The sequence below is a fragment of the Mucilaginibacter sp. P1_A3 genome, assembly GCF_056406855.1.
The window spans coordinates 191,417-206,170 of sequence record NZ_JBFTZJ010000010.1 but is presented as its reverse complement, the minus strand read 5'-3'; the positions used below and the strand labels follow the sequence as shown (position 1 = coordinate 206,170).

9 protein-coding genes are annotated in these 14,754 nt (G+C 42.2%); all 9 read left to right on the top strand.

Annotated features, from left to right (window positions below; genetic code table 11):
• Positions 1 to 94 precede the first annotated feature (94 nt).
• The 9 genes from AC1D0K_RS22130 (at position 95) to AC1D0K_RS22090 (ending at position 14,738) form a co-directional block, all read left to right on the top strand.
• Positions 95 to 2,467, top strand: a complete 2,373-nt coding sequence (locus AC1D0K_RS22130) for an ABC transporter permease (RefSeq protein WP_477396150.1) — start codon at positions 95 to 97, stop codon at positions 2,465 to 2,467.
• Positions 2,468 to 2,666: 199 nt separating this feature from the next.
• On the top strand, positions 2,667 to 3,119 hold the full coding sequence (locus tag AC1D0K_RS22125) for an SRPBCC family protein (protein ID WP_477396152.1): 453 nt from the start codon (positions 2,667 to 2,669) through the stop codon (positions 3,117 to 3,119).
• On the top strand, positions 3,100 to 3,423 hold the full coding sequence (locus AC1D0K_RS22120) for an ArsR/SmtB family transcription factor (protein WP_295720791.1): 324 nt from the start codon (positions 3,100 to 3,102) through the stop codon (positions 3,421 to 3,423). The genes AC1D0K_RS22125 and AC1D0K_RS22120 overlap by 20 nt, the downstream gene beginning before the upstream one ends.
• A 14-nt stretch (positions 3,424 to 3,437) precedes the next feature.
• A complete protein-coding gene (locus AC1D0K_RS22115) occupies positions 3,438 to 4,289 on the top strand; it encodes a DUF2911 domain-containing protein (RefSeq protein WP_477396154.1) in 852 nt (283 codons plus the stop codon).
• Positions 4,290 to 4,556: 267 nt separating this feature from the next.
• Positions 4,557 to 6,029: a family 43 glycosylhydrolase gene (locus AC1D0K_RS22110; RefSeq protein ID WP_477442402.1), complete on the top strand. Its 1,473-nt coding sequence runs from the start codon at positions 4,557 to 4,559 to the stop codon at positions 6,027 to 6,029.
• A gap of 1,294 nt (positions 6,030 to 7,323) precedes the next feature.
• Positions 7,324 to 10,458, top strand: a complete 3,135-nt coding sequence (locus AC1D0K_RS22105) for a SusC/RagA family TonB-linked outer membrane protein (RefSeq protein ID WP_477442404.1) — start codon at positions 7,324 to 7,326, stop codon at positions 10,456 to 10,458.
• 23 nt (positions 10,459 to 10,481) lie between these two features.
• Entirely contained in the window at positions 10,482 to 12,254 is a 1,773-nt protein-coding gene (locus AC1D0K_RS22100) for a RagB/SusD family nutrient uptake outer membrane protein (RefSeq protein WP_477396160.1), read from the top strand.
• A gap of 80 nt (positions 12,255 to 12,334) precedes the next feature.
• Entirely contained in the window at positions 12,335 to 13,633 is a 1,299-nt protein-coding gene (locus tag AC1D0K_RS22095) for an MFS transporter (RefSeq protein WP_477396162.1), read from the top strand.
• 4 nt (positions 13,634 to 13,637) lie between these two features.
• Entirely contained in the window at positions 13,638 to 14,738 is a 1,101-nt protein-coding gene (locus AC1D0K_RS22090) for an endo-1,4-beta-xylanase (protein ID WP_477396164.1), read from the top strand.
• Positions 14,739 to 14,754: the final 16 nt, after the last annotated feature.

Below are 14,754 nucleotides of genomic sequence, written 5' to 3'. Positions count from 1 at the left end.
TAATTATTTGTATTGTTGGCATGGGTTTTAAACAGAATCATAGCATTAAGCCCGTATCTCGTAAATTTAATTACTCATTTAAAAAAGCATAGCTATGTTAAGAACATATTTTAAACTTGCTTACAGGAATATCACAAAGGATAAAGCCTATTCTATTATCAATATATCAGGTTTGGCGATCGGCCTGGCGTCAAGTATCCTAATTTTGCTTTGGGTTCAAAATGAATTAAGTTACGACAGGTTCCATAAAAACGCCGACCAGATTTATCGTATAACCAGCGAATTTGGTGATTCAAAAAGTGGAGCAAACTCGGCAGGTATGCCCGCCGGACTGAAAGCGGAAATGCCGGTCATTAAAAATACTGTTCGTTTGGGCCAAAGCCAAAGCGCCACTACCTTGTTTGAAACAAATAACAAAAAATTTCAAGAGGGACGTGTGTTTTATGCAGACCCAAGTTTTATGGATGTGTTTTCCTTTCCCCTGGTGAAGGGTGACCGTGCCACGGCGTTAGCAAGTGTGGATGGTGTTTTAATAACACAGGAAATAGCAACAAAATACTTCGGAAATGAAGATCCTATAGGCAAGATAATACGAAAAGATAATCAAGAAAACGTGATAGTAACAGGCGTTTTGGCCAATATTCCTGCTAACTCAGATCTGCAATTTGACATCATTCTTCCAATGGCCTCTTTAGCCAGAACGAATGACGATTTGAAAAATAATATATGGGGCAACTTCAATTTTTTGGACTATGTTCAATTAGATAAAAGTTTTGACCCTTCTGCTCCCAATTTATTAAGGCTGGAAAAGCAAATTGATCAAATATTTCAGAAGCATAGCCCCGGAACTAAAGCCTTGTTCCAACTGCAGCCGTTAACCAAAATCCATTTGGCACCCGAAAGGTTGGGGGATTTTCCAGGGCATGGGAATGCGCAATATGTAAACATCTTTTTTATTATCGCTATTCTGATTCTCGTAGTAGCCTGTATCAATTTTATGAACCTGGCTACCGCACGTTCAGCCCGCAGGGCCAAGGAAATCGGCTTGCGCAAAGTGGCAGGTGCCGTACGCGGGCAGTTGATCCTCCAGTTTTTAAGCGAGTCTGTATTCATTTCTTTCCTGTCCTTATTGCTTGCAATAGCGATCGTCAGTTTATTCTTACCAGTATTCAATGAACTGGCCAACAAAAAACTCAGCTTTGATGTGTTAGATGCGAAGCTTTGGTTAAGCCTTTTTGGTATTGCCATGTTAACCGGGCTCATCTCCGGCAGCTACCCGGCTTTGTTTCTTTCCGGCTTTAACCCGGTTAAAGTACTCAAGGGGAACGTAAAGTCAATGGGCGGCAATTTACTGTTCCGCAACACGTTGGTCGTAATTCAATTTATGGTATCTATTGTGTTGCTTGTCGGCACAGTGGTGATCTACAATCAGCTTAAATTTATTAAAGACAGGAATCCAGGCTTCGAGAAGGCCAATCTCTTGTATATACCGATGACAGGCGATATCTGGAACAAGCAGCAAGCCTTAAAAAATGAGCTAAAACGAAACCCGCTTACCAGCGATTTTGCCCTTATTACCGACTTGCCCACCAACCTGGGGGGCTGGACACTTAACGTAAAATGGGATGGCAAAGATCCCCGTTCGCAAATATCTATCCCGGTGATGGCTGTCAATGAGGATTTTACCCATGTATTCCGGATGAAGTTATTAGCGGGCCGAAGTTTTTCAAGAGCCTTTAAAGCGGATTCAAATAATTACATGGTTAACGAAAAAATGCTGAGCATAATGGGTTTAAACTCCAGTACGGCAGTGGGTAAAACCATAGCGGTTTGGGGTAACAAGGGTACTATCATTGGCGTGGTGAAAGACTTTAATTTTAAACCGGTTCAGCAGGCTATAGAACCATTGGTGATGCCCTTTAATAAGATAGGTGGTTTTGTGGTGGTAAGGACATTGCCCGGTAAAACAAACGCAACTATAAAGACTTTAGCCGCTATAAGCCAGGAGCTCAACCCTGCTTATCCTTTCAAATTTGATTTTCTTGATCAGGATCTGGCTAACCTTTATAAAGGAGAACAACAGATGGGCAACATTTTTAATCTTTTTGCTATTCTGGGCATTTTTATATCCTGCCTGGGTTTATATGGTTTATCCGCTTTTGTGGCCGAGCAACGTACCAAAGAGATTGGCGTACGTAAAGTATTAGGAGCATCCGTATTTAATCTCGTCTATTTATTGTCTTTCGGGATCACCCGGTTAATTCTGATCGCTATAGTTATAGCCATACCTCTTTCATGGTATGCTGTGAACAGTTGGTTGGCCGGATTTGCCTATCATATTAATGTTAGCTGGCTGGTATTCTTCTCGGCATCCTTGGCTGCTTTGGGCATCGCCTGGCTTACGGTTAGTTATGAATCTATAAAAGCAGCGGTTGTTAACCCTATAAAGAGCTTGAGATCGGAATGATGGTAAGATACAAGGGGATGGGAATATTTTGTGAGATAGGCCTGGAAATACTAAATGGTTATGCCTGAGAAAAGCTCCGGCTTACTGTTTTCTGAAACAGGAGTTGCAAGAAGATACCTGTATTTCTCGAATTTGTTAAAATTAATTTGCGTAACTCAGAAGTTACCTATATATTTGAGTAACTTCAAAGTTACTCATTATGACAAAAATCATCAAACACCAATTTTTCTTCCCTCATCCGCAAGAGGCGGTTTGGGAATACCTGACAAAATCTGAACTGATGGCTCAATGGCTCATGAAAAATGACTTTCAGCCAATTGTAGGGTACGACTTTCAATTCAGGACCGGCCCCATACCCAGTCTCGATTTTGACGGCATATTTTACTGCAAAGTATTGGAGATAGTTCCCTTTAAAAAACTTTCTTATTCCTGGAAAAGCGGACCAGGAGGAGGGGAGATCACGCTGGATTCTGTAGTGATATGGAAACTGGAACCCAGGGATAATGGCACCGAGGTTTATTTAGAGCACAGCGGTTTCGCCAAAAAAGAAAACCTGGATTTTTACAACGGCTTGCTGCATGGCTGGGTGGAAAAACTCCAGAACATCGATAAACTTTTAAATACTACATTACGTGGCCATACCAACGCTTGATACATTCCAGGTGATCGGAGATCCCAGCAGGAGAAAGATGTTGATGTTGTTATCAGAGGATAGTATGACCATCAATAGCCTGGTAGATCATTTCGATATGAGCCGTCCTGCGGTTTCCAAACATGTAAAAATATTGGAAACCGCCGGGTTTATTTCCATCCGGGATATGGGGCGAGAACGGTATTGTACGTTGAAAAAGGATGGTTTCGAAGAACTCCAAGCCTGGCTGAACTACTTTGATGAGTTCTGGGCATCGAAACTGAAAAAGTTGGAAATCCTGTTAAATAACAAATTACCTAACTAATCATAAACCAAATTATGAAAACAGTTTTATTTTGTCTGGCCACTTTGGTAAGCTTTAATTTTTATGGCGCCAGAGCGCAGGAACTTAAATTTAAAATACCTGCTGCAAGTATGGGCCAGCGCGTTGAACAGGATTTTGGGCTGGGTACTATTTCGGTAAAATACTATCGGCCAAATACCAGGGGCAGGAAAATTTTTGGTGGTATTGAGCCCTATGGCGTAGTCTGGCGCACCGGGGCTAATAATGCCACGATCATCACTTTAACTGATACGATATCGGTGGAAGGACATACGCTTCTGCCTGGCGCTTATGCACTCTTTAGCATTCCAGGTCCGGATGAATGGACTATGATATTTAATAAAAACACAAACCAGTGGGGCGCTTACTCCTACGACGAAAAACAAGACTTGCTTCGGTTTAAAGTAAAGCCGGTAAAACTGCCCGCTAAGGTTGAAACGCTGACCATTCAGTTTGCAGATGTTCATCAGGATGATGGCGTGCTTCAAATATTATGGGAAAACACGGGTATCAACCTCCGGTTAAAAACCAACGTAGATCAGCGTATCATGGCCAATATACTGGAAGCCATGAAGGGCGATAATAAACCCTATTATATGTCGGCCATTTGGTATTATAATCATGGGCAGGATCTTAACCAGGCGCTGGCCTGGATGGAGGAGGTAGATAAAACACAGCCCCCGTCTTTCAATGCCAAATACTGGCTGGCCAGATTACAACTAAAAACGGGCGATAAAAAATCTGCTATCATTTCTGCTAATGAAGGACTCAAGCTGGCTTTAACCCAAAATAGCCAGGAATATATAAACCTGAATAAAGAGGTACTACACGAAGCGGGTGTAAACTAATTTAACAGCCCCGAAGAAGTGTTTCATGCCATCAATAATTTCTGCTCGTGGTCCGGCGGAGCGGGCTTACTGTTCTGCAAAACGAGCGGATGCCCGAATTGGAGGTTCACATGGTCAAAATCTAATTTAGTAGTATATTGCCGGAACATGTGGCAAAAAAAAAGCACCAATATTTGCGAAGTCGATTGGTTGTATATGTAGTTTTTTAGGCCCGGCCCATCGTCCTTTATAAGATATTTACGGTTACTAAATATAGAATTGAAACCTATGAAAAAAACACTATTAAGCTGTTTATTGGCATTGACCATCTGGACCGTTCAGGCGCAGCTGGGTGTTAAGTATGACGCCTCGGTACAAACTACCGGAAATCTGCAATACTTTAAGCCCAAAGGTGATCTGTTTGTAGGAGATTGCATGCCATTTTCTCACAATGGAACTTACTATTATTACTGGCTGCTGGATTCGGCACACCATAAAAGCCTTAACGGGCTCGGAGGCCATCAATGGGCACTGAGCACAACCACAGATCTGAAAACCTGGAAACAATATCCCGTAGTGCTGGGTATTGATGAAGCATGGGAAAAGTCTATCTGTACGGGATCTATTGTTTACTATAAAAAGCAATTCTATGCTTTTTATGCCACCCGTTTAATTGATAAGAATGGCAAAGTTAACGAACAACTTAGTTATGCGCTGAGTAAGGACGGCATTCATTTTGACAAACAAAAGCCCAATCCTTTCTATACATCAGCCCCCGGCTATAGCAAGCGTGATTTTCGTGATCCTAAAGTATTTGTAGATGAAAAGACAGGTGAATTTCACCTGTTTGTTTCGAGCTGGCAGGAAAGTCCTGTAATGGAACATTCAGGCGGCGCGTTAGTGCATCTTACATCAAAAGATCTGAAGAACTGGACGGTACTTGACCCGGTGTTAACCGGCCAGGAATCTGTTCCTGAATGCCCGGATTATTTTTACTGGAATGGATGGTATTATTTGGTTTACAGTCACAACAGCGACACTTATTATGTCAAATCCAAAAAAGCTTACGGACCATGGGAGGAACCTAAAAATCAGGCATTTCTTGAATCGTGGGTAAATGTTGTAAAAACCGCATCTTTTGGCTCTGCCAGGCGGATTGCCGCAGGATGGGTACCTTCAAGAAGGGACGACAAGGATAGCAACGGTGAGGTATTTGGCGGTAACACCATTTTTAGGGAAGTTATTCAACAACCCGACGGAACATTAAATACTAAGTTTCCAGAGGAAATGATCCCTGCAACAGGTCCGGAATTGGATCTGAAGATCAACCCTGATTTGTTGGCAACATCGAAAGGTAACCATAACCTGGAGATTGATGCTCCAAACGGATATGGAGCCGCGCACCTGGAGAATATTCCACAGAAATGCAGAATAACGATGGAAATTGAGCCCGTTGGCACTAATGAAGACTTCGGTTTTGTTTTTAGGTCCGACGCAAAAGCCGACAAAGGGTACCGTGCATCATTCTCTGCAAATAATCAATCGGTGTCACTTGGTAATACTGATATCCGTGCAGTGGATGGGCTTGATAAAACCATTAAAATAGATATTATTTTGAACGATGATATCATAGACATGAGCGTAAATAACAAACGCTGTATTGTAAACCGGCTGATTGATCAAAAGGGGAGCTATTTGTGGTTGTTTGCCAAACATGGTAAAGTTCGCTACAAGTCCATCAAAATCAGCCCGTTGCTTTAATGCTATTATTGATAAAAGTTAGTAAGAATAGATTAATTTGGGTATAGTCAGTTATTGGTTTAAAAATTTCAGGTAAACTGACACAGAATGTTCTGATAAAAACAGGGCAAGTTCTATTTTTGAGCTTGCCCTGTTTAATTTAGCAAAGCTCAAATCCGGTTGTATTTATCATATTCATGGTCTGTAATAAATACGTAGCTAACTTTTAAGCACTTAGAGCAGGACAGTTTTTTGAACGGAATAAAAAAAAGCAAGTTTTCTTCAATCCAGTTTTTAGGAATTGGAAAATGATACAAAGCGCTGCACTTTGTGCAGTATAAATTGGGCTTACTATTCATTGATATATGCGGGTATTTATCGGCAAAAGTTTAAAAAACAGTATCTTTTCTGAATCAGAAAATTCCCTTTATCACTATGGCTTTTTCTCCTGATCGGCTTTTTAAATGAAACGTTTTGCTTTCAGGGTATATACGAAAGCAGTTAATTAAAAGTTTCCTTTAGTGATAATTTTTGCCACAATTTAATCAGTATGTATCAGAAATTGTCATTTTTTAGTATTAAGCAAATGTGAAAGGTTATTACGTTGTTTTAGCCCAGGCTCTTGAGGTATTCAATACAGAAAGTCCCGGCAAAAACAACACACAAATAAGGAGCCAGCAGGCCCGTTCATGAGTAATATGCCAATGTGGTCTTACTGATTGAAATTCAATACTTTATAAAATTTGGTCTGCTCCGGTCAATCTCTTCATAAAATTAAGGATCACGTCAATTCAGATTTTAACGTACCCAATAGTTGCTCCTGCTAACCTAATTAGATCGTCGATCTGCATTATTCCTGACAAAAAAGGAGAGGGTAGTAATTGCCCGGAAGTGTCAAAATGATACTGTGCAATCGAAATACCATTTATTACGATAATTTTCCAATTTTTAGAATGATTTTTCGCTTTAGTGTTGAATTTTTAAGGATGCAAAAATGTCAGTTTTGTTGAATTTAATATTACAGTATTTGAATTTTATAACCTAATTGTTAATAAAATGAAACTTTTGTTAGATAAATAACAAAAGTTAATCAAGTTGTGCAATCGATTGTATTTTATTATAATTTTGGTTTTAAACCAATTAGCGATTGTTATTTTAAAATGACGCTCGTTCTCAGGTCAGAAATCTGAAAAACTATTTCAAATGCAGTTCATACCATACAGATAGTATGTATAACAAGTGGTTATGAAAATGCCGGGATAGTTTGGATTCAATAATTAGATCTAAAAACAAATCAAAACCAATTAAATCGATAATGAGAAAACAACGACTACTAATGAATTGGAAAATGTTTATGCTGCTCATCTGTCTGAGCTCATTTTCTATGTCGCTTTTTGCACAAGGCAGAAAGTTGACCGGTACAGTAACCGACGATAAAGGACAATCACTTATAGGGGCAACAGTAAAATTAAAATCGGGCCGCCTTACAACATCAACTGATGTTAACGGAAAATTTTCCTTGAACATCACCAGCGGCGAAACGGCAATTATAGTAACCTATATAGGTTATATTGATCAGGAGGTGCCCATCAATAGCACAAGTGCCGATTTAACTATCAAACTATCAACCAGCGCGCACAGCTTAAATGATGTTGTTGTAGTTGGATACGGTACGCAGCGGAAAAAAGACGTAACAGGTTCCGTAGCCTCCATAAGCGGCACAACACTGCAGGAAGTGCCTTCAACCAATGTGAGCGACCAATTGAAGGGCCGGATAGCCGGTTTGGATATCACCAGTACAGGTACTACTCCGGGAGCAGTAGGGCAGATTCGTTTACGTGGCGAACGCTCATTTGCAACCTCAAACAGCAATGCCAATAACCAGAACGGACCACTGTTTGTGATTGACGGGGTCCCTTTTATAGGTGGAAGCCTGAATGATATTAACCAGGATGATATTGCCAGTGTAGATGTATTGAAGGATGCTTCTGCAGCTGCTATTTATGGTTCAAGGGCATCAGGAGGCGTAATCATCATCACCACCAAAAGAGGCAAGGCTGGTAAGGCTGTAGTAAGCTATGATGGCTACTATGGCATAAGCAAGATTACTGATGAATATCCTATTATGAACGGCCCGCAATTTGCCGCCTTTAAACGTGAATCGATTGCCGGAAATTCAAGTGCATCTTCCCCAAATTCCACCGCTTACCCTTTTACTACAGCTGAGTTGGCAGGTATTGACAAAGGCACCAGTACCGACTGGCAGAAACTCCTGTTCAGGAATGGTTTTTCTACTGATCATCAGCTTAATGTTTCAGGAGGTAATGAAACCACACAGTTTTCTATCAGTTCCGGTTACCATAAAGAGAATGGCATCCAATACGGGCAAAATTTCGACCGCGGTTCTTTGCGTGCATCAATTGATCATAATATCAGCAGCAGGATAAAAGTAGGGTTAACCACGTTCCAAACCTTAACGCATATCAACGGAGCTAACCTGTTCCCATTATACAATGCGGTAGCTATAAGTCCGCTTACCTCACCATACAATGCTGATGGATCTGTTAATTTATTGCCGATGACCGGTTCTGTGGATCAGCCAAACAGGGTGAACCCGTTAACCATCAGAAATCAATATATCCAGAATACAAACAGAAAACTCTATTCATTCAACACATTATACGGCGAGATAAACATTATTGATGGCCTGAAATACAGGTTCAACGCCGCCTTAACTTACGGCCAAAACCAGGGGAATAATTATACCCCGGTGAATACAGCCTATAATACAGCCACATCTCCGTCGCAAACCAGCGAAAGTGTAAGTAACTCTGAAAACTATACCTGGTTGCTGGAAAATATCCTGACCTATGATAAGCGATTCGGGGAGAAACATCACCTTACTTTTACCGGTTTATACAGTACCGAAAAAGATCATAGCCAGGGTTTACAGGTTTATGGCGTTGGATCGCCGGCAGATTATCTGCAGAGCTACAACCTTTTCCTGGCTAACCAGGTTAACTTCTCATCCACAAACCAACCATATTTTGCCGATAGGGGCCTCATTTCCTACATGGCACGTGTAAACTACGCGTTTAATGATAGATACCTGCTTACAGCTACGGTAAGAACAGATGGATCTTCTGTACTTGATCCTAAGCACAGGTACTATACTTATCCCGCGTTTGCATTGGGTTGGAACATAGACAAAGAGGATTTTATGAAGAATGTAAGCTTTGTAAACTCACTGAAATTAAGAGCAGGTTACGGTGTAACGGCCGATCAGAATGTGAACCCATACCAGATACTGGGTAATCTGAGCAGTAATGCCTATAACTTTGGCGCAAGTGGCCAAAACGGATACCTGGTGACTAACCTGGCCAGTTCTTTAAAGTTTGAGCATACCAATAACTACAACCTTGGTGTCGATTTCGGTCTGTTTAATGATCGCTTAACCGGTACAGTTGATGTTTACAAACAAAAAACCTTTGATATTTTACAGGTAGAATCTTTACCACCAAGTAACGGTGCCGGCTCAACCACCGTAAATGCCGGAAATTCAAAAGGAAAAGGATTAGAAATATCACTGAGCAGTATTAATATCCGTAATGCCGGGGGCTTTAGCTGGAGCACAGATTTTAATATCGCTTTCTCGCGGAGTGTTATTGTTTCATTACATGATAACCTACCTGCGGATGTTACCAACGGATGGTTTGTTGGTCAGCCGTTTAACGTGATCTATGATTATAAAAAGATTGGTATCTGGCAAACCAGCGAAGCCACGCAGGCTGCTGTTTACGGCCAAAGACCGGGGCAAATTAAAATTCAGGATGTAAACAATGATGGTAAAATTAATGCCAGCGATTTGCGGATCCTCGGAAACTATCAGCCTAATTACACAGCGGGTTTCACCAACCGCTTTAGCTTCAAAGGCTTTGATCTTTCATTTGTGGCCTTTGCACGCATGGGGCAAAAAGTAGCCGTTACTTACCTTGGTTCTGATGCAGGCGCACAGGGATTTCCGTTCTTTAACCAGGGAAGGGTAAATCAGGTAAACGTTAATTACTGGACACCTACTAATCCAACAAATGATTTTCCACGTCCTGATGCCAATTTAAGTGGCCCTACTTACGCATCCACGCTGCAATATCGCGATGGCTCGTTTATCAAAATGCGCAGTATTAACATGGGCTATACATTCCCTGGCGAAACCATCAAAAAAGCTGGTTTCAGGTCTCTGCATGTGTATGTTACCTGCAATAATCCTTTCATCATCTATTCGCCATTAGTTAAAAGCGGCCTGGCGATAGATCCCGAAGGTAACGGATATGGTAACCAGTTAGCCGGTGCATCCAGCTTTTCATCTGATGCTTTAGGGCGCGCAGTTACTGTTGGTTTAAGTAATCCGGTGGCACGTACCTTCCAGTTGGGTGTAAACGCAAAATTTTAGTTATAAAAATAAGATTGATAGATATGAAATCATATAAAACATTAGCCATTTTGCTTGCGGCATGTAGTTTAGTAAGCGTAACCGGCTGTAAAAAAATACTTGACCAAACTCCCAAATCAAATATTACCCCAAATGTGCTGGCTTCGACTGGCGGTGTAGTGGGGGGTATTACCGGGGTATATTCAGATTTACGTAACCTTTGGGGAACAGAAGGCTTTTTATACTACACTAATTTTGGGGTAGATGAAACGCTGGCTGGCGGCGGTGCATCGGCCGGTGGTGTTGCCTTTGCTACGTATAAAAATTATACCAACAACGTTTCTGACGTTTATAATGCCTTAGGTGGTGTATTCAATATCGCTTACCAGGATATCAACACACTAAACGGCGTACTGCAGTTTGGTCCTGCCGCGTTTGCAGATGTACCAACCCGTACAGCATATTTAGCCCAGGCAAAATTTTTACGGGCCTTTTATTATTTCCACCTGGTACAAACTTTTGGCGCGGTACCGCTGCACACTACGTTTATTAATACGGCAACATTATCTGATTCACGTGCGCCGATTGCTAATATTTACAGCCAGATCATCAAAGATTTGACTGAGGCATCAACAGAACTCCAGGATAAGCCGGGACAAAACGGGTCGCCTTTCGCAGGGCACGCAGCTACCAAAGCAAGCGCGTTATACCTGTTATCCAAAGCCTATTTAACCAGGGGATGGTCAACAGCCGCACAGCCAGGTGATTTTCAGAGTGCTTTAACAACAGCACAAACACTTATTACCAATAAAGGGACTTATGGCGTTGATCTGTATCAAAACTATGCAGATGCTTATGCATTAGCGAATGACCTGACCAATAAAGAGGATCTTTTTGCAATAGAACATAGTACCGATACCAAATACGGCGATTTCACACCTGGGGCATCCGGTGGTAAAATCAATGGCTGGGCATATTTTTTCAGACCGAATTATCCCACCGTCAACGCAAATTATCCGGCAAGCGGCGGATCAGGCGTTATGACGCGCGACCTGACTAACGGCAGACCATTCTTCCGGGTTCGTCCCAACTATGATTATGTGAATAATGTAGCTTTCGCAGATAAATCAAATGATTACAGGTATTGGAATACTTTCCAAACCACCTGGATAGCCAATACTGCAAACATCACAACACCAAGGGGAGCACTTACTGTGGGTACCGATACCGCTATCTGGATGCCTCCTTATGATCCGGGAGCTGCAAAAAGGGCATCGTTTAAAGGGGTAATATTTTTACCGCCAAGTGTAGCCGCGGGTGTTTCCGGAGCTAATGCAAGTACAAGTGCTTTCTTCCCTGCGCTTAAAAAGTTCGACGACCCAAGCAGGCCAAGCGTTAATGATCCGTCTTCGCGCCCGGTAGTGTTGTTCCGCTTTTCAGAAATATACCTGATTGCGGCAGAAGCTGCTCTTAAAATGAACGATCTTACTACGGCCGCTAATATGATCAATGTTTTACGTTCACGCGCTGCTTACCGTACTAATGGTATGCCTACGGATGCTATCGCAAAAATGCAGGTTACACCAGACCAGGTGACGCTTGATTTTATCCTTGACGAACGTACAAGGGAATTATACGGCGAATCATTAAGATGGTGGGACTTAACCCGTACACAGTCTTTAGTACGCCGGGTTAAAGCGTATAATGCAGAGGCAGGGCCAAACATCCAGGATTTTATGTCCTTACGCCCGATCCCGCAAACGGAGATCAACCTGGTGACGCAAGGGCCACCAATTGTTCAAAATCCGGGTTTTTAATAAAACGAAAAAATACAACGGGGCAGGGCTTTACGCCTGCCCCGTTTTGTTATCAATACCCCCACGTCTTAATCTAACAGATGAAAAATTCCCCCGGAGGCCAATACAGATGGTTCATTTGTGCGTTGCTTTTTTTTGCAACTACCACTAATTACCTTGATCGGGCTGTAATCAGCTTGCTCAAATCAGATCTTTCCAGGGAGTTTAATTGGAATGATGGCGATTATGCCAATATAGAGATAGCCTTTAAAATAGCTTACTCCATAGGTTTATTAGGCGCCGGGAGATTGATTGATAAAATCGGGACTAAAAAAGGATACTTTTTGTCTACTTTTTTATGGAGCCTGTCAGCAGTGTGCCATGCCCTCGTTAATACTACTATGGGCTTTGGCGTAGTACGTGCCGCGCTTGGCCTGAGCGAATCCGGTAATTTTCCGGCGGCCATCAAAACAGTAGCAGAGTGGTTCCCTAAAAAAGAACGCGCGGTTGCCACAGGTATATTTAACTCAGGGGCCAATATTGGTGCTATTCTGGCGCCTTTAACCGTTCCTTTTATCGCCGCCGCCTGGGGCTGGAAATGGGCCTTTGTTATCACCGGCTCTACCGGCTTTATCTGGCTGGTTTTGTGGCTCTTATTTTACGATGTGCCATCCGCACAAAAACGATTATCCGTTTCAGAACTGGATTACATCAACAGCGATGGCGAAGACCTTAGTCCTGAAAAGGATACTGAAAAATTAAACTGGTTACAATTACTTGTTCACAGGCAAACCTGGGCCTTTGCAGCCGGAAAATTCCTCACAGATCCCATCTGGTGGTTTTACCTGTTCTGGCTACCCGATTTTTTGGAAAGCTCATACGGGTTAAAGGGCATGGCTATCGCTTTACCTGTGGCCTCTGTGTATACCATGTCGACAATCGGGAGTGTTTTTGGTGGCTATTTTCCCAAATACCTGATTGAAAAAGGATGGTCTGTTTTTAAAGCGCGTAAGCTATCTATGCTGGTTTATGCATTCGCGGTAATCCCGGTGGTTTTTGCGCAATTGCTGGGTGGCGTTAATATGTGGTACGCAGTAATGGTCATCGGTTTGGCAGCCGCGGCCCACCAGGCCTGGAGCGCCAATATTTTCACAACCGTATCAGATATGTTCCCTAAAAAGGCAGTAGCTTCTGTTACCGGTATTGGTGGGATGTTCGGGTCGGTAGGCAGCGTATTGCTCTCCCTGTTTGTGCAAAAAAACTTGTTTGTGCATTACAGGGCTATAGGGCATATTGAGGTTGCTTATTATATCATGTTTGCTGTTTGCGCATCTTCCTACCTGGCTGCCTGGGTGCTTATGCATTTTCTGGTACCAAAATTTAAAACAATAAAAATTTAATTTTATGAACACAGAATTTAAATGGATGAAGTTTTTAGCGCTTGCGATTTTTATTTTGCAAACAAATGGCATTGCGTATGCCCAGCAGCATTTGCCCGTTGTTAAGGGCTTAAAGGATGTATATGCTTCCTTTTTTCCCATTGGGGTGGCCGTAATGCCGCAATCTTTATGGGATACTGCTGAGGTGGCCTTAATTTTAAAGCACTATAATAGCATTACGCCCGAAAACGCTATGAAAATGGGCGCTATCCATCCCGAAGAGAACCGGTATTACTGGAAAGATGCAGATACTATTGTGGCTTTTGCGCAGGCGCATGGCTTAAAGGTGCGCGGGCATAATTTATGCTGGCATGAGCATACACCAAAATGGTTGTTTTATGATAAGGATGGTAAACTGGTAACTAAAGATGTTTTATTGAAAAGGTTAAAGGATCATATAGATCATGTCGTTGGCCGTTATAAGGGTAAAGTTTATGCATGGGATGTAGTGAACGAAGCAGTTGCTGATGACAGTGCCCAATTTTTGCGCAACTCATTATGGTATAAGATATGTGGCGATGAGTTTATTACCAAAGCTTTTGAATATGCGCATGCCGCTGATCCGCAGGCCGTTCTGTTCTACAATGATTATAATACCGAAAGGCCGGAAAAGCGGGAGCGCGTTTATAAACTTTTGAAGAAATTGCTTGATGCAAAAGTTCCGGTGAACGCGGTTGGGTTACAGGGCCACTGGTCAATTGATGAGCCGGGTCAACAGGATCTGGTTGCATCAATTCAAAAATTTAGTTCCCTTGGACTGAAAGTGCAGATAACCGAGCTTGATGTATCGGTTTATCCATGGGAGAAAGAGCCCCGTGCGTTACGGGATGGGGAGTCGACTGCGTTTACCTCCGACCTGGAAAAGAAACAGGCCGATCAGTATGCCATGGCGTTTAAGGTTTTTAGGAAATTTAAAAACGTGATAACGGGAGTTACATTCTGGAATATTTCTGACAGGTTTACGTGGCTGGATACTTACCCGGTAAAAGGCCGCAAAAATTATCCTTTGTTATTTGATCAAAAGCTGCAACCTAAAAAGGCCTACTGGGAGGTTGTTAAATTTTAATTCAATACCTATTCCA

Bases quoted from the DNA above. Each gene is read 5' to 3' on its own strand.
- AC1D0K_RS22130 (WP_477396150.1), top strand. From the start codon at position 95: ATGTTAAGAACATATTTTAAACTTGCTTACAGGAATATCACAAAGGAT.
- AC1D0K_RS22125 (WP_477396152.1), top strand. From the start codon at position 2,667: ATGACAAAAATCATCAAACACCAATTTTTCTTCCCTCATCCGCAAGAG.
- AC1D0K_RS22115 (WP_477396154.1), top strand. From the start codon at position 3,438: ATGAAAACAGTTTTATTTTGTCTGGCCACTTTGGTAAGCTTTAATTTT.
- AC1D0K_RS22110 (WP_477442402.1), top strand. From the start codon at position 4,557: ATGAAAAAAACACTATTAAGCTGTTTATTGGCATTGACCATCTGGACC.
- AC1D0K_RS22105 (WP_477442404.1), top strand. From the start codon at position 7,324: ATGAGAAAACAACGACTACTAATGAATTGGAAAATGTTTATGCTGCTC.
- AC1D0K_RS22100 (WP_477396160.1), top strand. From the start codon at position 10,482: ATGAAATCATATAAAACATTAGCCATTTTGCTTGCGGCATGTAGTTTA.
- AC1D0K_RS22095 (WP_477396162.1), top strand. From the start codon at position 12,335: ATGAAAAATTCCCCCGGAGGCCAATACAGATGGTTCATTTGTGCGTTG.
- AC1D0K_RS22090 (WP_477396164.1), top strand. From the start codon at position 13,638: ATGAACACAGAATTTAAATGGATGAAGTTTTTAGCGCTTGCGATTTTT.